At 53.4% G+C, this 20,235-nt stretch carries 12 protein-coding genes; 1 reads left to right on the forward strand and 11 read right to left on the reverse strand.

Annotated features, from left to right (window positions below; genetic code table 11):
- From RHH53_RS05105 to msrB, 8 genes are all read right to left on the reverse strand, one after another.
- Complete coding sequence (locus tag RHH53_RS05105) at window positions 1-8,232, reverse strand: hypothetical protein (RefSeq protein WP_310744186.1); 8,232 nt, start codon at window positions 8,230-8,232, stop codon at window positions 1-3.
- Between the two features lie 305 nt (window positions 8,233-8,537).
- Window positions 8,538-10,283 carry a ribonuclease J gene (locus RHH53_RS05110; RefSeq protein ID WP_206201342.1) on the reverse strand — a complete coding sequence of 582 codons (1,746 nt, stop codon included), beginning with the start codon at window positions 10,281-10,283 and terminating at the stop codon, window positions 8,538-8,540.
- Window positions 10,284-10,341: 58 nt separating this feature from the next.
- The gene (dapA, locus tag RHH53_RS05115) at window positions 10,342-11,232 is read right to left on the reverse strand and encodes a 4-hydroxy-tetrahydrodipicolinate synthase (protein ID WP_302679018.1); all 891 of its coding nucleotides are present in this window, start codon (window positions 11,230-11,232) and stop codon (window positions 10,342-10,344) included.
- On the reverse strand, window positions 11,229-11,669 hold the full coding sequence (locus RHH53_RS05120; RefSeq protein WP_310744187.1) for a hypothetical protein: 441 nt from the start codon (window positions 11,667-11,669) through the stop codon (window positions 11,229-11,231). The genes dapA and RHH53_RS05120 overlap by 4 nt, the downstream gene beginning before the upstream one ends.
- 6 nt (window positions 11,670-11,675) lie before the next feature.
- Window positions 11,676-12,497 (reverse strand): pyrroline-5-carboxylate reductase, encoded by an 822-nt coding sequence (gene proC / locus RHH53_RS05125; RefSeq protein ID WP_206201345.1) that lies wholly within the window; start codon window positions 12,495-12,497, stop codon window positions 11,676-11,678.
- Window positions 12,472-13,041 carry a cell division protein SepF gene (locus RHH53_RS05130; protein WP_206201346.1) on the reverse strand — a complete coding sequence of 190 codons (570 nt, stop codon included), beginning with the start codon at window positions 13,039-13,041 and terminating at the stop codon, window positions 12,472-12,474. The genes proC and RHH53_RS05130 overlap by 26 nt, the downstream gene beginning before the upstream one ends.
- Before the next feature lie 288 nt (window positions 13,042-13,329).
- Complete coding sequence (locus RHH53_RS05135) at window positions 13,330-15,510, reverse strand: GAF domain-containing protein (protein WP_310744188.1); 2,181 nt, start codon at window positions 15,508-15,510, stop codon at window positions 13,330-13,332.
- Entirely contained in the window at window positions 15,510-15,914 is a 405-nt protein-coding gene (msrB, locus tag RHH53_RS05140; protein ID WP_206201348.1) for a peptide-methionine (R)-S-oxide reductase MsrB, read from the reverse strand. The genes RHH53_RS05135 and msrB overlap by 1 nt, the downstream gene beginning before the upstream one ends.
- Before the next feature lie 128 nt (window positions 15,915-16,042).
- Here msrB and RHH53_RS05145 point away from each other — a divergent pair, with 128 nt between their 5' ends.
- The gene (locus RHH53_RS05145) at window positions 16,043-17,419 is read left to right on the forward strand and encodes an isochorismate synthase MenF (protein WP_302679022.1); all 1,377 of its coding nucleotides are present in this window, start codon (window positions 16,043-16,045) and stop codon (window positions 17,417-17,419) included.
- Here the strand turns inward: RHH53_RS05145 and RHH53_RS05150 are convergent.
- From RHH53_RS05150 to RHH53_RS05160, 3 genes are all read right to left on the reverse strand, one after another.
- Entirely contained in the window at window positions 17,416-17,724 is a 309-nt protein-coding gene (locus RHH53_RS05150) for a hypothetical protein (RefSeq protein ID WP_226971987.1), read from the reverse strand. The two genes, RHH53_RS05145 and RHH53_RS05150, sit on opposite strands and share 4 nt — an antisense overlap.
- Before the next feature lie 178 nt (window positions 17,725-17,902).
- A complete protein-coding gene (gene petH / locus RHH53_RS05155) occupies window positions 17,903-19,063 on the reverse strand; it encodes a ferredoxin--NADP reductase (RefSeq protein ID WP_310438441.1) in 1,161 nt (386 codons plus the stop codon).
- Window positions 19,064-19,210: 147 nt separating this feature from the next.
- Window positions 19,211-20,233 (reverse strand): diguanylate cyclase domain-containing protein, encoded by a 1,023-nt coding sequence (locus RHH53_RS05160; protein WP_310744189.1) that lies wholly within the window; start codon window positions 20,231-20,233, stop codon window positions 19,211-19,213.
- Window positions 20,234-20,235 lie beyond the last annotated feature (2 nt).

Consider the following 20,235-nt stretch of genomic DNA (forward strand, 5'->3'; position numbering starts at 1 on the left):
CTAAGCATGACCAAAAAGCCAATACTTATCCCTATACTCAGCAAGGGTTTCGAGGAGTAAGACGGGGGTATTCGGGTTGCCCGCTACTGCTCTGCGAACATATCTATCCTCATCCTGAGCAAGGGCTTCGAGGAGTGAGACAGGGGTATTCGGGTTCCGTGCTACTGCTGCGCGGACATATCTATCCTCATCCTCAGCAAGGGTTTCGAGGAGTGAGACAGGAGTATTGGGGCTCCCCGCTACTGCTGCGCGGACATATCTATCCTCATCCTCAGCAAGGGTTTCGAGGAGTGAGACAGGGGTATTCGGGTTCCCCGCTACTGCTTTACGAACAAAATACCCATCCCCATCCTTCGCAAGGGTTTTGAGGAGTGAGACAGGGGTATTCGGGTTCCCCGCTACCGCTTCACGAACATCGCTATCCTCATCCTCAGCAAGGGTTTCGAGGAGTGAGACAGGAGTATTGGGGCTCCCCGCTACTGCTGCGCGGACATATCTATCCTCATCCTCAGCAAGGGTTTCGAGGAGTGAGGCAGGAGTATTGGGGTTCCTCGCTACCGCTTCACGAACATCGCTATCCTCATCCTCAGCAAGGGTTTCGAGGAGTGAGACAGGAGTATTGGGGCTCCCCGCTACTGCTGCGCGGACATCCGTACAAAAGTGGCTAGCTACCTCTGCTAGTCGGATGGTAGCGGTGTCGTTGCTCTTAGCCTCTTCAATCAACGAAACAATTTCAGGTCTTTCTGCTACTCCTCTGCGAACCTTCCAATACCGATCCTTCGCAAGGGTTTCGAGGAGTGAGACAGGGGTATTCGGGTTCGCCGCTACTGCTCTGCGAACATCCCTATCCTCATCCTCAGCAAGGGTTTCGAGGAGTGAGACAGGAGTATTGGGGCTCCCCGCTACTGCTCTGCGAACATCCCTATCCTCATCCTCAGCAAGGGTTTCGAGGAGTGAGACAGGAGTATTGGGGCTCCCCGCTACTGCTCTGCGAACATCCCTATCCTCATCCTCAGCAAGGGTTTCGAGGAGTGAGACAGGGGTATTCGGGTTCCCCGCTACTGCTCTGCGAACATCCCTATCCTCATCCTCAGCAAGGGTTTCGAGGAGTGAGACAGGGGTATTCGGGTTCCCCGCTACTGCTATGCGGACAACCCGTTTGTTCTCCTTCGCAAGGGTTTCCAAAACAGAAGCAGGAGTATTGGGGTTCCCCGCTACTGCTGCGCAAACATACCAATCCTCAGCAAGGGTTTCCAACACAGAAGCAGGAGTATTGGGGTTCCTCGCTACTGCTGCGCGAACAGCCGTATAAAAGTGGCTAGCTAGCTCTGCTAGTCGGATGGTAGCGGTGTCGTTGCTCTTAGCCTCCTCAATCAACGAAACAATTTCAGGTCTTTCTGCTACTGCTCTGCGGACATCCCTATCCTTATCCTTCGCAAGGGTTTCCAAAACAGAAGCAGGAGTATTGGGGTTCCTCGCTACTGCTCTGCGAACAGCCGTATAAAAGTGGCTAGCTAGCTCTGCTAGTCGGATGGTAGCGGTGTCGTTGCTCTTAGCCTCCTCAATCACCGAAACAATTTCAGGTCTTTCTGCTACTGCTCTGCGGACATCCCTATCCTTATCCTTCGCAAGGGTTTCCAAAACAGAAGCAGGAGTATTCGGGTTCCGCGCTACTGCTGCGCGAACATCCCTATCCTCATCCTTCGCAAGGGTTTCGAGGGCATAGGTAGGCGTCTTCGGGTTCCCCGCTACTGCTGCGCGAACAAACCAATCGTTCTCCTTCGCAAGGGTTTCCAAAACAGAAGCAGGAGTATTGGGGTTCCCCGCTACTGCTCTGCGGACATCCCTATCCTCATCCTTCGCAAGGGTTTCGAGGGCAGAGACAGGAGTCTTCGGGTTCCCCGCTACTACTGCGCGAACATCCTGAGCCTCATATTCATCCTTCGCAAGGATTTCGAGGGCATAGGTAGGCGTCTTCGGGTTCCCCGCTACTGCTGCGCGAACATCCTGAGCCTCATCCTCAGCAAGGATTTCGAGGGCATAGGTAGGCGTCTTCGGGTTCCCCGCTACTGCTGCGCGAACATCCGTACAAAAGTGGCTAGCTAGCTCTGCTAGTCGGATGGTAGCGGTGTTGTTGCTCTTAGCCTCCTCAATCAACGAAACAATTTCAGGTCTTTCTGCTACTGCTTTACGAACATCCCAATCCTCATCCTTCGCAAGGGTTTCCAAAACAGAAGCAGGAGTATTCGGGTTCCGCGCTACTGCTGCGCGAACATCCGTACAAAAGTGGCTAGCTAGCTCTGCTAGTCGGATGGTAGCGGTGTCGTTGCTCTTAGCCTCCTCAATCAACGAAACAATTTCAGGTCTTTCTGCTACTGCTGCGCGAACATCCCTATCCCCATCCTTCGCAAGGGTTTCGAGGGCAGAAGCAGGAGTATTCGGGTTCCACACTACTGCTCTGCGAACATCGCTATCCTCATCCTTCGCAAGGGTTTCCAAAACAGAAGCAGGAGTATTGGGGTTCCACACTACTGCTCTGCGGACATCCCTATCCTTATCCTTCGCAAGGGTTTCCAAAACAGAAGCAGGAGTATTCGGGTTCTCCGCTACTGCTCTGCGAACATCCCTATCCCAATCCTTCGCAAGGGTTTCGAGGGCAGAAGCAGGAGTATTCGGGTTCCACACTACTGCTCTGCGAACAAACCAATCGTTCTCCTTCGCAAGGGTTTCCAAAACAGAAGCAGGAGTATTGGGGTTCCCCGCTACTGCTGCGCGAACATCCCTATCCTCATCCTCAGCAAGGATTTCCAAAACAGAAGCAGGAGTATTCGGGTTGCCCGCTACTGCTGCGCGAACATCCGTACAAAAGTGGCTAGCTAGTTCGGCTAGTCGGTCTGTAGAAGTGTTGCCACTGTTAGCTTCCGTGATTAAAGCAGCAATTTCAGGTCTTCTTGCTACTGCTTTACGAACATCCTGAGCCTCATCCTCAGCAAGGGTTTCCAAAACAGAAGCAGGAGTATTCGGGTTCCCCGCTACTGCTCTGCGAAAATCCCTATCCTCATCCTTCGCAAGGGTTTCCAAAACAGAAGCAGGAGTATTGGGGTTCCCCGCTACTGCTGCGCGAACATCCCTATCCTCATCCTCAGCAAGGATTTCCAAAACAGAAGCAGGAGTATTCGGGTTGCCCGCTACTGCTGCGCGAACATCCGTACAAAAGTGGCTAGCTAGTTCGGCTAGTCGGTCTGTAGAAGTGTTGCCACTGTTAGCTTCCGTGATTAAAGCAGCAATTTCAGGTCTTCTTGCTACTGCTTTACGAACATCCTGAGCCTCATCCTCAGCAAGGGTTTCCAAAACAGAAGCAGGAGTATTCGGGTTCCCCGCTACTGCTCTGCGAACATCCCTATCCTCATCCTTCGCAAGGGTTTCCAAAACAGAAGCAGGAGTATTGGGGTTCCCCGCTACTGCTCTGCGAACATCGCTATCCTCATCCTCAGCAAGGATTTCCAAAACAGAAGCAGGAGTATTGGGGTTCCCCGCTACCGCTGCGCGAACATCCGTACAAAAGTGGCTAGCTAGTTCGGCTAGTCGGTCTGTAGAAGTGTTGCCACTGTTAGCTTCCGTGATTAAAGCAGCAATTTCAGGTCTTCTTGCTACTGCTGCGCGAACATCCCAATCCTTCGCAAGGGTTTCCAAAACAGAAGCAGGAGTATTCGGGTTCCTCGCTACTGCTTCACGACAATACCAATCCTTCGCAAGGGTTTCCAAAACAGAAGCAGGAGTATTCGGGTTCTCCGCTACTGCTGCGCGAACATCCCTATCCTCATCCTCAGCAAGGATTTCCAAAACAGAAGCAGGAGTATTGGGGTTCCCCGCTACCGCTGCGCGAACATCCGTACAAAAGTGGCTAGCTAGCTCTGCTAGTTGGATGGTATCGGTGTCGTTGCTCTTAGCCTCCTCAATCAACGAAACAATTTCAGGTCTTTCTGCTACTGCTCTGCGGACATCGCTATCCTCATCCTCAGCAAGGGTTTCCAAAACAGAAGCAGGAGTATTCGGGTTCCGCGCTACTGCTGCGCGAACATCCAAATACCAATCCTTCGCAAGGGTTTCGAGGACATAGGTAGGCGTCTTCGGGTTCCCCGCTACTGCTGCGCGAACATCGCTATCCTCATCCTCAGCAAGGATTTCCAAAACAGAAGCAGGAGTATTGGGGTTCCCCGCTACTGCTCTGCGGACATCGCTATCCTCATCCTTCGCAAGGGTTTCGAGGGCAGAGGCAGGAGTATTGGGGTTCCCCGCTACTGCTCTGCGGACATCGCTATCCTCATCCTCAGCAAGGATTTCCAAAACAGAAGCAGGAGTATTGGGGTTCCCCGCTACCGCTGCGCGAACATCCGTACAAAAGTGGCTAGCTAGCTCTGCTAGTTGGATGGTATCGGTGTCGTTGCTCTTAGCCTCCTCAATCAACGAAACAATTTCAGGTCTTTCTGCTACTGCTCTGCGGACATCGCTATCCTCATCCTCAGCAAGGGTTTCCAAAACAGAAGCAGGAGTATTCGGGTTCCGTGCTACTGCTGCGCGGACATCACTATCCTCATCCTTCGCAAGGGTTTCGAGGGCATAGGTAGGCGTCTTCGGGTTCCCCGCTACTACTGCGCGAACAAACCAATCGTTCTCCTTCGCAAGGGTTTCGAGGGCATAGGTAGGCGTCTTCGGGTTCCCCGCTACTACTGCGCGAACAAACCAATCGTTCTCCTTCGCAAGGGTTTCGAGGGCAGAAGCAGGAGTATTCGGGTTGCCCGCTACTGCTGCGCGAACAGCCGTACAAAAGTGGCTAGCCAGCTCTGCTAGTCGGATGGTAGCGGTGTTGTTGCTCTTAGCCTCCTCAATCAATAAAACAACAATTTCAGGTCTTTCTGCTACTGCTGCGCGAACATCCAAATACCAATCCTTCGCAAGGGTTTCGAGGACATAGGTAGGCGTCTTCGGGTTCCCCGCTACTGCTGCGCGAACAGCCGTATAAAAGTGGCTAGCTAGTTCGGCTAGTCGGTCTGTAGAAGTGTTGCCACTGTTAGCTTCCGTGATTAAAGCAGCAATTTCAGGTCTTCTTGCTACTGCTGCGCGAACATCCCTATCCTCATCCTTCGCAAGGGTTTCCAAAACAGAAGCAGGAGTATTCGGGTTCCCCGCTACTGCTGCGCGAACAGCCGTATAAAAGTGGCTAGCTAGTTCGGCTAGTCGGTCTGTAGAAGTGTTGCCACTGTTAGCTTCCGTGATTAAAGCAGCAATTTCAGGTCTTCTTGCTACTGCTGCGCGAACAGCCGAATACCAATCCTTCGCAAGGGTTTCCAAAACAGAAGCAGGAGTATTCGGGTTCTCCGCTACTGCTGCGCGAACATCCCTATCCTCATCCTTCGCAAGGGTTTCCAAAACAGAAGCAGGAGTATTCGGGTTCTCCGCTACTGCTGCGCGAACATCCCTATCCTCATCCTTCGCAAGGGTTTCCAAAACAGAAGCAGGAGTATTGGGGTTCCTCGCTACTGCTTCACGACAATACCAATCCTTCGCAAGGGTTTCCAAAACAGAAGCAGGAGTATTCGGGTTCTCCGCTACTGCTGCGCGAACATCCCTATCCTCATCCTTCGCAAGGGTTTCCAAAACAGAAGCAGGAGTATTGGGGTTCCACACTACTGCTCTACGAACAGCGCTACCCTCATCCTTCGCAAGGATTTCCAAAACAGAATTCGCAAGGATTTCCAAAACAGAAGCAGGAGTATTCGGGTTCCCCGCTACTGCTGCGCGAACATCATCCCTATCCTCATCCTTCGCAAGGGTTTCGAGGGCAGAAGCAGGAGTATTCGGGTTCCCCGCTACTGCTGCGCGAACAGCCGAATACCAATCCTTCGCAAGGGTTTCGAGGGCAGAAGCAGGAGTATTGGGGTTCCTCGCTACTGCTTCACGACAATACCAATCCTTCGCAAGGGTTTCCAAAACAGAAGCAGGAGTATTCGGGTTCTCCGCTACTGCTATGCGAACAAACCAATTGCTCTCCTTCGCAAGGGTTTCCAAAACAGAAGCAGGAGTACTGGGGTTCTCCGCTACTGCTATGCGAACAACCCAATCGCTCTCCTTCGCAAGGGTTTCCAAAACAGAAGCAGGAGTATTGGGGTCCCCCGCTACTGGTATGCGAACAAACCAATCGTTCTCCTTCGCAAGGGTTTCGAGGGCATAGGTAGGCGTCTTCGGGTTCCCCGCTACTGCTGCGCGAACATCCCTATCCTCATCCTTCACAAGGGTTTCCAAAACAGAAGCAGGAGTATTGGGGTTCAACGCTACTGCTCTGCGAACATCGCTATCCTCATCCTTCGCAAGGGTTTCCAAAACAGATGCAGGAGTATTGGGGTTCCACACTACTACTGCGCGAACATCCCTATCCTCATCCTTCGCAAGGGTTTCCAAAACAGAAGCAGGAGTATTCGGGTTCCACGCTACTACTGCGCGAACATCCCTATCCTCATCCTTCGCAAGGGTTTCCAAAACAGAAGCAGGAGTATTCGGGTTCTCCGCTACTGCTATGCGAACAACCCAATCGCTCTCCTTCGCAAGGGTTTCCAAAACAGAAGCAGGAGTATTCGGGTTCAACGCTACTGCTGCGCGAACATCCCTATCCTCATCCTTCGCAAGGGTTTCCAAAACAGAAGCAGGAGTATTCGGGTTCAACGCTACTGCTATGCGGACATCCGCAAGGGTTTCCAAAACAGAAGCAGGAGTATTCGGGTTCCGCGCTACTGCTGCGCGAACAGCCGTATAAAAGTGGCTAGCTAGCTCTGCTAGTCGGATGGTAGCGGTGTCGTTGCTCTTAGCCTCCTCAATCAACGAAACAATTTCAGGTCTTTCTGCTACTGCTCTGCGGACATCCCTATCCTTATCCTTCGCAAGGGTTTCCAAAACAGAAGCAGGAGTATTCGGGTTCCGCGCTACTGCTGCGCGAACAGCCGTATAAAAGTGGCTAGCTAGCTCTGCTAGTCGGATGGTAGCGGTGTCGTTGCTCTTAGCCTCCTCAATCAACGAAACAATTTCAGGTCTTTCTGCTACTGCTCTGCGGACATCGCTATCCTCATCCTCAGCAAGGTTTTCCAAAACAGAAGCAGGAGTATTCGGGTTCCGTGCTACTGCTGCGCGGACATCACTATCCTCATCCTTCGCAAGGGTTTCGAGGGCAGAGGCAGGAGTATTCGGGTTCCCCGCTACTGCTCTGCGAACATCGCTATCCTCATCCTTCGCAAGGGTTTCCAAAACAGAAGCAGGAGTATTGGGGTTCCACACTACTGCTCTGCGGACATCCCTATCCTTATCCTTCGCAAGGGTTTCCAAAACAGAAGCAGGAGTATTCGGGTTCCCCGCTACCGCTTGGCGGACATCCCTATTCTCACCCTTCGCAAGGGTTTCGAGGGCAGAGGCGGGAGTATTGGGGTTCCCCGCTACTGCTGCGCGAACATCCGTACAAAAGTGGCTAGCTAGCTCTGCTAGTCGGATGGTAGCGGTGTTGTTGCTCTTAGCCTCCTCAATCAACGAAACAATTTCAGGTCTTTCTGCTACTGCTCTGCGGACATCGCTATCCTCATCCTCAGCAAGGGTTTCCAAAACAGAAGCAGGAGTATTGTGGTTCCCCGCTACCGCTTGGCGGACATCCCTATTCTCATCCTTCGCAAGGGTTTCGAGGAGTTCAGGAAGAATCGTTGTTGCCCTAGCCGCCTGCTGTCTTACTTTTGCGCTTTGACGCTGAACTGCAACTGTCAATGCCCAAGTCGGCGGCTCTGTAAGCTTTAATATTCGTATTAAGGTTTCATCACTAATGCTCTGTCGTTCACTGTCTTGGAGCACAAGGAGTTCCATCCCAGGATTGCGAGCTACTGCCGCCGGAAATTCCTCAGCTAGTTTATAGAGGGTCGCTGGAGGGGTCTGGGGATTCATCGCCACTTTACGGCGGACATTGGCCGCTGGATGTTGTGCTAAAGTTGTCAGGAGAGTATGGGATGCACTGAGGTTCTGGGCAAGAGCTTTTGCTAACGGTTTATTGCTTTGAGCTTCCGATAGCCAAGCCTCTAGGACTTCAGCAGGGGTATTGCCATTGGCAGCAACCGCAAGGCGCACTTTTTCATGGGGGTCATTGGCCAACATCCGCAAAATGTTTGGTGAAGTAGTAGCAGACTGCGCTACCTGCCGACGCACACAAGGGTCAGGATGCTGAGCTGCAGTAGTCATCGAATTAAGATCAAAATCATCAATATCCATTGCGCGCCACAATTTTTATTTGCGACATTGGTACTAGTCAGTTATTGTAATTCTAGCTTTAGTTGTTAACTATGGTCGAGTTGCTTCCTAATCAGTTGAACGTGTTGAGGGGTTATTGCTCGGCAAGAAATCAACTGAAAGCCCCCGAGCGTTTCAACGCTAGCTAGCGCAGCGGCAACAAAAATAAACGGGCAGGGATGCCCTACAAAATAGGCACCTTCTCCTGCCCAAGGGGCTTGATGCTAGCCAACCACAGAAGCGGTGCTGCGACGCCGCCGAATTCCTGTCGTCACAGTGGGGGTGACTTCGATGGGTTGCAGAAGCAATAGGACTGAGGCATTGCCCTGAAGTTCACGGCGCACCAGTCGCACCAGTTCCCGTTCAATGTGGGCTTTGACCCCTGCCCAATCGATATCGCCGTTGCGGGCATATTCACTCCAGCGATCGCTCAAAGCAGTTTCGACCGTGGCATGTACCCAAGCCTGCCAAGCCTGTGGCTCAATCGCCGTGACCACGCCCCGCAGGTGGACTTCAGGAGTAGCTTTCAGACTGCCATCAGTACCCACCGCCACCGCCACGGTGATAATGCCTTCCTCAGCCAGTTGTTGTCGCTCTTGCAGCACATGGGCTTTGACAATGCCACCGCGATCCAGTAACTCAATACCAGCAGGTACCTTATCGACGACCCGAATCGAGTCACGGGTGAGTTCCACCACATCGCCGTTGTCAATAATCACCATATTCTCCGGGGGAATGCCCATGCTCTGAGCCGTTTGGGCATGTTTCACCAGCATGCGGTGCTCGCCATGTACGGGCAAAAAGAACTTGGGCTTCGTCAAGGCCAGCATTAGCTTTTGATCCTCTTGGCAGGCATGGCCAGAGACGTGAATGCCCTGTTCGCGACCGTAGATGACTTTGGCGCCTTGCATCATCAGGCGATCGATCATGTTGACCACGGCAATCGTGTTCCCCGGAATGGGGTGAGCCGAGAGAATCACAGTATCGCCGGGGCGAATTTTAATTTTGTTGTGTTCCCCTTTGGAAATCCGCGTCAGGGCAGACAGAGGTTCCCCTTGGGAGCCAGTGGTCAGGTACATCACCTGATGATCGGGGTACTTGTGCATCATGTGCAGTGGCACAAAGAGATCGTCTGGGCAGTGAATGTAGCCCAACTGCCGCGCATGGGCAATGACATTGAGCATCGATCGCCCCAAGACCGAAACCACGCGGCCATGCTTTTGCGCCAATTCCAAGGCCATACTGAGGCGATGTACCGAAGAGGCAAAGGTGGTAAAAATAATCCGCCCCTCTGCTTGGCTAAAGGCACGATCCAAGTTGGGAAACACCGATCGCTCCGAGGGGGTGTGGCCGGGCACTTCCGAGTTGGTGGAGTCACTAATGAGACAGAGAACCCCCTTCTCCCCATGCTCCGCTAGCCGCTGAATGTCAAAGCACTCGCCATCAACGGGGGTAAAGTCAAATTTGAAATCCCCGGTGTGGATAATCACGCCAATGGGGGTATGAATCGCCACGGAGAAGCTATCGGCAATGGAATGGGTATTGCGGATATACTCCACAAGGAAGTTTTTGCCCAAACGCACCATCTCCCGCGGCTGTACCGTGCGCAGTTCGGTGCGATCGCCAACCCCTGCCTCTTCGAGTTTCCCTTGCAGCAACGCCATGGCAAGGCGAGGGCCATAGATGACGGGAATATCAAACTGCTTGAGATGAAAGGGGATGCCACCAATGTGATCTTCATGACCATGGGTCACAATCATTCCCTTGATTTTTTCGCGGTTTTGCCGCAGGTACGTCATATCGGGTAAGACGATATTGACCCCATGCATGCCATCAGTGGGAAAAGCTAACCCTGCGTCCAGCAAAATAATTTCATCTTGGAATTCAAAAACACAGGTGTTCTTGCCAATTTCGTGCAGCCCACCGAGGGGAATAATTTTCAGGGCAGCAGTTGCAGCGGATTGACTCATAGGTCTCCTTACGATGAAACAACAAAAAGGTGCAGCTTGGGAAATGCCCAGCGTTGTCTTAAGACTTCAGTAGGCCAAGAGCATCTAAAACAGGCTTCAATTGGTCAATCACAGCGTCACTCGCAGACGTGAGGGGCAGTCGGGGAGCACCCACCGCCCAACCTTGCAGGCTGAGGGCAGCTTTGATCGGAATCGGATTCGTCGTCACAAATAAAACCTTGAACAGGGGCAATAGTTGACAATGAATAGCAGTCGCTGTTGCTGTGTCGCCTTGGATAAAAGCTTGGATCATCTCTTGAATCCGTCGACCAACAAGGTGACTGGCCACACTGACGACACCATAACCACCCACGGCCAGCAATGGCAACGTTAGGGAATCATCCCCAGAGTAAATGCGAAAATGTGGCGGCAGCTGGGCACGAAGGGTGCTGGCTTGGTCAAGGTTGCCGCTGGCTTCTTTGATGGCAATAATGTTGGGATATTCGGCAAGGCGGATGACGGTTTCAGGGAGTAGATTTTGCCCTGTACGGCCGGGGATGTTGTAGAGCATGAGGGGAAAGTCCGGCACTGCCTTGGCGATCGCCTGAAAATGGGCATAGAGTCCTTCTTGGGGGGGTTTGTTGTAGTAGGGTACCACCAAGAGGGCACCATCGAGGCCGAGTTCTGCGGCCTTTGCCGTGGCATGAATGGCTTCACGAGTGGAGTTGGAACCCGTACCTGCAATCACCTTGGCTTTGCCTGCCACAGCCTGCTGCACTGTTTGAAAGAGTTGAAATTCCTCTTCCCAAGTGAGGGTGGGGGATTCGCCGGTAGTGCCGCAAACAACAATACCATCGGAACCGTTGGCCACAAGGTGCTGTGCCAGTTCTGCCGCCACATCGTAGGCGATCGCGCCATCCTCTGTAAATGGCGTAATCATGGCGGTAATCACACGTCCAAAGTCAGTCACAGTCCACCCTCAGCCAAGTCCCGTTGTAGTTGCCCAATGGTAACCGCGCGGCTGTACACGCGCCGGCGATCGCCCAAGGTTTCTAAAATAATGGCTCCGCGTCGCCAGCTTTGGGGCGATCGGTAAATCGCCAAATTATTGTCGGTCTCTACACTTCCATAGCCGTTATTCCTCAGCCATGCCTCCAGTTGTGGCATTTGTGGCAGTGACACCGCCAGAACTTTCGTGTGATGCCAATAGGCCGCGATCGCTCCCACGACGACCCCCACGACTAGTCCCCAACGGTAGGGCAGGGGAGACAACAGACTCCAGTGGCAAATTTGGCTCAAACTCAAGGCAGTGATGGCAGTGACACAGGCAAAGTAGTCAATGAACACCACCTTCACATCTAAGCCTTCAATGGCGGGGGGGTCAGCGGTTGTGGGAGAGTTGGGCATAGGCACTTAGTTGAGGGCTTGGGCACGCTCGTAGGCCGCTTTTACCGTTTGCATGAGGGTTCCACGCACACCAGCAGCTTCCAGTACTTCGAGACCCGCAATGGTTGTCCCCGCAGGACTGGTGACCGCATCCTTGAGTTGCGCCGGATGCAGCCCGCGCTCATTAAGTAATTGTACTGTGCCTGCTATTGTGCCATAAACGAGTTCCTGTGTCAGCGATCGCGATAGCCCCACTGCCACCCCCGCATCGCATAGTGCCTCCACCATCAGGGCAACAAAGGCAGGCCCTGAGCCAGAAAGTGCGGTGACTGCGTCCATTTGCCCTTCACTGACAGCCACCACCTGCCCCAGTACCCCTAACAAATTCTTAATCTTGCGAATCTCCAGTTCACTGGCGGCACTATCGCTAACAAGGGCAATCACGCCGGCGCCCACTTGGGCTGGTGTATTCGGCATCGCCCGAAAGATCAACCGCTGGGGAAACAGTCGCCGCAGCCGCCCACTGTTGATCCCTGCCATGATGGAAAGGGCAACGCCAGTGCCCTGAGCTACCGGCGTATCCGCCAGTTCTGACTCAATATCGGCAAAGACCTGTGGCTTGACCGCCAGTAGGAGCGTTTCGGCTGTAGCGACTTCTAGGTTCGTTGTCACCCTGACCCCATAGGTGTGGGCTAGATACTGCTGCCGCTGAGGCGATCGCGCCGATACCCACACCTGCTCTGGCAAGAGACCATCTGCCAGCAACCGCGAAAGCATTGCCTCCGCCATGCGGCCACAGCCAATGATCCCAAGAGCCGGCACCCTAGGCACTACGCTGTTGTTGGGCATTCATCCCCCAAGCGGGTGGGGGGGCAACAGGTGTGGTAGCTGGGCGAACGCCACCCACTTGCGTACTCACTTGCACACAGCTCGGTGTAAACAGGAAAATGCTTTCACCAATACGCTCTTGGTGACCATCAATCGTGAACGTGGCACCGGCAACAAAATCCACTGAGCGTTGGGCTTGCTCCGGCTCCATCAAGGTCAGATTTAGCACCACAGACTTCCGCTCTTTAAGAGCCTTGATCACCTCAGGCATTTCACTAAAACTGCGGGGCTGCATCACCAAAACTTCCGCCACTGCCCCCCACCAACGACCGGCATTGGGCATCCCAATCACATTCGAAGGAGCTGATCCCGTCGGCACTGAACCAGTGGCAACTGAGGGAGACGGACTAGTGTCAAAGTCATGACTCAGGGTTGGCCGCGATGCGGGCAGCGGTTCCACCTCCGGTTCCGTGGTTAGCGTTCGTGCCGTTCCTTGAGGGTATTCCTCATCGTAGATGTCAGTCTCTGGGGTTAGGCCCATGAGGTCACGGAGTTTGCCCAACATAACGACTCACTATTGCTCCTAATAAATAAATGTATGAGTTGTAAGAGTTTTCTGACGTGCCGTAGCGGAGTCACCGCGACAGGTCAGAGGGATAAAAGCCAGATGATATGTTTCATGTCTTAACAATCCTAGTTTCGTGGCTAAAAGGGAACCTATGCACAAACGCCCACGAGAGTTGAGTTAAAACAGAAAGGTTCAACTGGCCATTTTACAGGAAACCGGGAGAAAACGATGAAGTTGGCCTTAAGTCTCTCGCTTTTCCTTGGGTTTGTCAAGGGTAACAATGCTCTAAATTGGGTTGGCTAAGGGAATCCGAAACCAAAACGTCGCTCCCTGCGCATCGCCCTCTTTGACGCCGATTTCACCCCCATGAGCGATAATAATTTCTCGGCAGAGATACAGACCTAAACCAATGCCCGTGCGATGGTGGTTTGCACCGCCACGATAATAGAGATCAAAAAGGTGCGATCGCTGGTCAGGGCGGATGCCGACGCCATTATCCTTGACGGTGCAGTAAAGGCTATCTCCCTGTTCCTCTGCCGTCAGGGTGATGGTGATCCCGGGACGATTGTGTTTGAGGGCGTTGGTGATCAAATTCTCATAGACTCGCCGCAGTTGCATAGGATCAACAGGCACAAGGGGCAACGTGGGGGGGATATCAAGTTTCACGGTGGCTTTATTTTTCTGGAGCAGCGGTTGTAGCTCCGCCAAGATCTCCTTGACAAGCGTGGCTAAGGATGTGGGGGCGATCGCCAAAGAGAGGGAAGGTTGCTGATCCACGTCAATATGCAGCAGTGTTTCAATCAGATGTAGTTGCCGCTGCTGGCTATGCTGAATACAGGTCAAGGTGCTGCGGGGCACAGGAATCGTGTCGCTGGTGTTGTTCTGCAAGAGATGGTTAATGACCATCAGGGTACCTAGGACAGGGGTGCGTAAATCATGGGACACGGCGTGCAAAAAGACATCCTTGAGGTGGTTGAGTTCCTCTAGTTCACGCATTTTTTGCTGCAACTGCTCGGTGCGTTCTGCCACTTGGTGTTCCAAATTGGCATTTAAGGCCGCCAGTTGTTGATAAAGTTCTGCTTGTTGCAGGGCGATCGCCACCTGAGTCGCCAACTGCTCCAAAAAAGCGCGCTCGTAGGGCTGCCACTGTCGCGGGCGGTCACATTGGTGGACTCCCAGTAAAAAGCACAGGCTCTGGGGCTGATGTTGGATCGGAATCAGCAGACAAGACTGGATATGGTGCGCTGCATACACCTGTCGCAGATGGGGATCAAGCATTTCCCGCTCGCAGGAGAGTGTGGCTGGTGTGGTCAGCAGCCGTGAACGGTAATGCACGTTTTGCAGGAGAGCCTCAAGATTCGTGTGCCACTGGGGCGCCATCGCCGCCGCCACCACTTGAATCTCCTCTGTCCTCGGATCAAAAGAGACAATAAACACGCGATCGCTGAGGAGATAGCGGCGCACTTCCACCACCGTGGTATTGAGAATCTCTGGCAATTCCAGCGTTTGGCGAATGCGCAGGGCAATTTCCGCCAGCAGTTGTTGCCGTTGGGCAGCCAATTGTACGTTCTGTTCAGCGGTTTTGCGTTGGGTAATATCCCGTATTCCCACCACCCTCGCCCAGCGCCCCCGATAGAGAATGGATTTTCCCTGAACCTCAACAATCAGTGCTTCACCACTTTTGGTGCGAGCAAGGGCTTCAAAGGGAACATCAATGGGCTGCTGAATTCGCTCTAAAATCAGCGATCGCGCCTCTGGATGGGTCAGCAACAACACCGACTGCCCCACTAGTTCTGAAGCCGTATAGCCAAACAGCCGTTCAGTTGCGGCGTTGACATCAAGAATTGTCCCCTGCTCATGGATGACTACTGCCTCAGAGGTGGCTTGAAAGAAGGTGGCTAAGCGGGCTTCACTTTCCTCTAGTGCTCTGAGGGCACGGTGGCGATCGCGACTTTCCACCACCAAAGACACCAGATCCGCGAGGGAAGCGGCAAACTGCTCTTCGGCAATAGTCCACTGGCGGGGTGAACCAATGTGTTCGTGGCAGAGGATGCCAATCATGCTCCCTTCAACCCAAATCGGCACATCCAACAGCGAGGTAATGCCAAGAGGTTCTAAATAGGTCTTGCGAAACTCCCGCGTGCGGGGATCGTGCCAAGCGTCATGGGCCGTAATGGTGCGCTCCTGTTCAAGGGCAGCAAAATAGTCGGGGTAATGACTAGCGGTGAGGGTCATCCCCACCGTAAAGGCCTGGGGCGACTGCTGAAACAACTGCACACATTGAATTTGCTGGCGATCGCCCGAATAAAACCACAGACTCACCCGTGCCACATTGAGACTGCGGGCACTCGTCCAGAGAATGTCCTGCAAAATCTCCTCAAAGTTTGCTCCGTGGAACGGCTGCCGCCGCGCCAGTTCTACCAAAATGCGGTTGAGACTTTGCAGTTGTTCAATCACGGGGGTCATCAAGAGGCGGCAGAGTCAGGGATAAATTCCAGTGCCGCTGAGTTAATGCAGTAGCGCAGTCCCGTGGGTGGCGGGCCATCCTCAAAGACATGGCCGAGGTGGGCATCACAGACATTACAGAGAACTTCTGTGCGCACCATGCCATGGGACAGATCCCGCTCCATGCGGATATTTTTGGGGTCAAGGGGTTGCCAAAAACTCGGCCAGCCACTGCCAGAGTCATACTTGGTCTCAGAGCGAAAGAGCGGCGTGCCACAGCAGACACAGCGATAGAGTCCGGGCTTTTTGTTATTCCAGTAGCAGCCCGTAAAGGCGCGCTCCGTTCCCTTCTTGCGGGTGACATAGTACTGCTCAGGGGTAAGTTGAGCTTGCCATTCCGCATCTGTTTTCACAACCTTAGCCATGTTTGCCTCAGAAATAGACCGTGATCCTACTCCTCAGCATACTCAGGCAGACAGGGAAGTTCCAGTCTTTTTGCCAAAGGTTCCCTGCCAAGGGGAAAATGTAAGGGCAATCTTGACCTTGTTTGGTTATGCCCGTTTCGCTGCCCCTTACTTTTGATTTGGCCTCTGAGTCCGAGTTTTATACTCAGGTCAGCGCTGGAATGCAGGCAGCACAGCAGGCCAATTGTCAGTTCCTCAGTTTAGGCATCTCCTTACCCACCGTTGATCCCCTGATGCTGTTGGCTGGCCTGATGCAGGTCAGTGGCGAAAGTGAGCATTTTTACCTTGAGCAAGCGGGAGAGATTGTTGCTGCCTGTGGTGCGGTGGCGACCCGCAGTGTTCAGGGACATCAACGGTTTGGGGAACTCCAGCGTTTTAGTGAACAAATCCTCAGCCGAGTGTGGGCGATCGCTCCAGCCGAACCGCGCCTGTTCTGTCAATTTAGTTTTTGGGATCACCTAGGCTCTAACTGGGGGTTCTTACCCCGCTGGCAGGTGATTCAGCGTCTGGATCAGGTTTGGCTCACCCTTAGTTGTGCCTTAGAGACCAGTACACCCCATCGCCTCTGGCAAGACTGGCAACTAGTGCAGCGGGCACTGACCCACATTCTGGCTGATCCGCCCCCCTGTCCACCACCACTGGCGATCGCCCTACCGCCTCTAGCTGAGCAATACGGGCAATTTATTACCAGTGTCCAGCAGGCTCTCAAGCTCCTTGAGGAGGGAGACCTCGAAAAATTGGTTTTGGCCGCTGCCCTCACCCTAGAGCAGCCTCAGGGGTTCAACTGGCTGGGAACGTTGCAAAATCTGCGTCAGCAGTACGCCAATTGCTACATCTTTAGTGTTGGCCAAGAGGGGCAGCAGGTCTTTTTGGGGGCGAGTCCCGAACGCTTGGTCAAGATTGCCGATGGCGTTCTCTGTGCCGATGCTTTGGCGGGTTCCCGTCCCCGTGGGCAAACCCAACAGGAGGATCAAAGCCTGCGCAATGGCCTTTACCACAGCCCCAAGGAACGCTACGAGCATCAGGTCATTGTTGAATTTCTCTGCCAAACCCTCCAACAGTTGGGCATGACCTGTGAGGTGCCTCCCAAACCGCACATCCTTGAGCTAAGTCATATCCAACATCTGCAAACGCTGATTCAGGCCCCGCTGCCGCAACCCATTCATATTCTCCAAGGGGTGGCGGCCTTACATCCAACGCCCGCAGTGGCGGGGTATCCTGCTTCACGGGCACAGGACTGGCTGCGGCAACTGGAACCCTTTGATCGCAATGGTTATGCTGCTCCCCTTGGTTGGGTGACACCCAGCGGAGAAGGGGAATTCATTGTCGGAATTCGCTCTGCCCACCTTCAGGGCAACCATGCCCATCTTTTTGCTGGGGCGGGCATTGTCAAAGGCTCTCACCCGGAACGGGAATGGCAGGAAATCCTGTGGAAATTTCAGACGATGATCTCGGCTTTGGCTTAGCGCAGGGGGGGCTGTTTTTTGCTCATCGTCAGCATCGGCAAGGGCTGGGAGGATTGGGGCGGCAGCGCATACTGGGGCACTTTCTCAGGGAGAGGACGTTCGGGCGATCGCTGGAGCAGGCGATAGAGCAGCGCGCTGCCCATCAAACCTAGACCCAATAGCAGCAGACCGTTGTAGCCCCCCAAGCCACCAATGGTTGAATCCACACCTCCCATTAGCAGAAGGAAGGCGGAGATGGGTTCTTTACGGTAGGCTTTGCGCAGAAAGCGAGGATAAATCATAGGCGATCGCTGGGTACTCACCATTAGAAGAATACGAGAATGCTCATGACTTGGCGTTAAATAGGTTACATTTTAGCGACCCTACGCCACACATTGATTTCTCAGTAACAGCTCGATCAGGCGACTTACTTCTATCCTGACAGATCCAAAGGGCACTTGGCATTGAGGAAAAAAGGGGGCGATCGCCCCCCAATTGATCTCCCTAGTAGGTTTCCACGTGCCAACGGCCTTCTTTTTTGAGCGTGCCCTTGAGGAACTCTTGCCAATCGGCACCATTTTTGGCTGCCACTGCTGCCATTGCTTCATCAATACCCGGCTCCATCCCCTTCAGACCACAAATATACACATGGGTGTTTTTCTTCTGCAGGAGTTGCCAGATTTCATCCGCATGCTCAGCAATGCGACCTTGGATGTACATCTTGCCGCCGTCGGGGGTTTTCTGCTCACGGCTAATGGCATAGGTGAGGCGGAACTGATCGGGATACTTTGCCTGCAGTTCTTCTAACTCATCCTTGTAGAGGATATTCGCGGTATAGGCAACGCCAAAGAAGAGCCATGCCAGACCCTTGAATTGATAGTCTGGATTATTTTCTTTGAACATGCGCCACAAAAAGGCACGGAAGGGGGCAATCCCCGTTCCTGTTGCCAACATAATGATCGTTGCTTCTGGATCATCGGGCAGGAGCATTTCCTTACCCACGGGCCCAGTGATTTTCACTTCATCGCCAGGTTGCAGTTGGTTCAGGTAAGAAGAACAGACCCCATAGATGGTTTCGCCGGTTTCTTTGTCCTTGTACTCTAGGCGCCGCACACACAGGGAGACGGTTTTGTCATCTTGAAAGTCACCGTGGCGGGTCGAGGCAATCGAGTAGAGGCGCAGCTTGTGGGGTTTGCCATTGGCGTCAGTACCCGCAGGAATAATGCCAATACTTTGGCCTTCGAGATAGCGCAACTCGGTACCAGAAATGTCAAAGATGATATGCTTGACGGTTCCCTCGCCCCCTTCGCGCACCAACTCTTCATTGGAAATGACCTTACCAATGCAGGGATTATTGGGACGATAGATATTGACGGGAATATCAACTTTCTTTTCTTTAACTGGGGCAGCACTATTATTGGATACGGGTTCCGTGGTGGCAGCCAAGGGCGCAGCCGTACCATCGAGGGGTTGAATGCTGACAATTTTGCCCCCCCAGCGGGTAATCTGCTGCATAAACTGATTCATGCGGTCATAGGGAACGTTGAAAAATTGACTGCCACTGTTGCGGATGGCATAGTCGGTTTTATCGGTTTCGGCATTTTGTCGCAGTCCCACCACTTCATAGCGAAACATCCGACTGCCAGAATTCGTCGCATTGTACATGGGCTACACGATCTCCAAAAATTTACTCAGCTTTACATTCTGCAACACAACGTCCCAACCGCGATCAACTATCACGTTTTGGCTAGGGGATTGCCGTGCTTTGGCCACCCACATTATATCTAGCAGGGGCAGCTACAGGGGCTTTCCCTAGGGGTAGGGCTGAATTTCTTGGCTGGAAGAGACAGGCGCACTCATCCAAGCATAGGTTTGTAACACATAGCGATCGCGCCCTGAGCGTTTGGCCTCGTACAAGGCAGCATCAGCAGTCGCTACCAGCTCCGCCATTGGGCAGTCCCTAAGGGTGGCGCTCACGATGCAAATGCCGGCACTGACGGTGAGGTAGGGTTGCACTGGTGAACTGGCATGGGGAATCCCTAGGCTGCGAATGTAGTTAAAAATCCGCTCTAAAACGCAAATGGCAACGTCATGGTGGGTGTGGCGCAACAGGAGAATAAACTCTTCACCGCCATAGCGAGCCACGAGATCAGCTTCCCGCACTTGGGATTTAATGGCGTGGGCTACCCGTTGCAGGGCGCGATCGCCCGCCAGATGGCCATAGGTGTCGTTGTAGCGCTTGAAGTGGTCAATATCCAGCAGGGCAATGGCAAAGGGGGTATGGGTGGTGGCCGATTCCCGCCAAGCTGTCCGCAGACAGGCTTCAAAGGCACGGCGATTTGCCAATTTAGTCAGGCTATCTTGCTGGGAGACCCCCTGTAGGTGGCGATTTTCCGCCTCTAGCTGTTTTTGCCGCTGCTGTAGCTCCACAATTAGAGCTGTTTGCCGGGCCATTTGCTCTTGCAAGCGCTGAAACTGCTGCCGTTGGACGATGAACTGTCGCAGAAAACGGGGCTGGCGAAACAGGCGCAGGAGAATCAAGGGGGGCTGGCAACGGTGGATACCCACGGCTTCCACTTCGATTTTTTGTCCTTGGTGGCTGCGGAGGCTGCCGGGTAGCATTTGGGTGGCTTGCTGCCAAAGGGGCAGCCATTGATGCAGTTTCTCTGGCGGGGTGACCACCAGTTCACTGAGGCTGCAACCCAGAACGTTGCCGCCGAAAAATTCACGACCGCTAGGGTTAATGGCCACAATTTGGCCTTGGACATTCATGACCAGCGTTGGCTCTGGCAACAGATCGATCCATGCGCCAATATCGAGTGTAAAGTCGCTCATCT

Origin of the sequence: Thermosynechococcus sp. PKX82 (genome assembly GCF_031583255.1) — a bacterium.
GTDB lineage: Bacteria > Cyanobacteriota > Cyanobacteriia > Thermosynechococcales > Thermosynechococcaceae > Thermosynechococcus.

Coding starts and splice junctions, on each gene's coding strand:
- RHH53_RS05110 (WP_206201342.1), bottom strand. CDS start 10,283: ATGAGTCAATCCGCTGCAACTGCTGCCCTGAAAATTATTCCCCTCGGT.
- RHH53_RS05120 (WP_310744187.1), bottom strand. CDS start 11,669: ATGCCCAACTCTCCCACAACCGCTGACCCCCCCGCCATTGAAGGCTTA.
- proC (WP_206201345.1), bottom strand. CDS start 12,497: ATGCCCAACAACAGCGTAGTGCCTAGGGTGCCGGCTCTTGGGATCATT.
- RHH53_RS05130 (WP_206201346.1), bottom strand. CDS start 13,041: ATGTTGGGCAAACTCCGTGACCTCATGGGCCTAACCCCAGAGACTGAC.
- RHH53_RS05135 (WP_310744188.1), bottom strand. CDS start 15,510: ATGACCCCCGTGATTGAACAACTGCAAAGTCTCAACCGCATTTTGGTA.
- msrB (WP_206201348.1), bottom strand. CDS start 15,914: ATGGCTAAGGTTGTGAAAACAGATGCGGAATGGCAAGCTCAACTTACC.
- RHH53_RS05145 (WP_302679022.1), top strand. CDS start 16,043: ATGCCCGTTTCGCTGCCCCTTACTTTTGATTTGGCCTCTGAGTCCGAG.
- RHH53_RS05150 (WP_226971987.1), bottom strand. CDS start 17,724: ATGGTGAGTACCCAGCGATCGCCTATGATTTATCCTCGCTTTCTGCGC.
- petH (WP_310438441.1), bottom strand. CDS start 19,063: ATGTACAATGCGACGAATTCTGGCAGTCGGATGTTTCGCTATGAAGTG.
- RHH53_RS05160 (WP_310744189.1), bottom strand. CDS start 20,233: ATGAGCGACTTTACACTCGATATTGGCGCATGGATCGATCTGTTGCCA.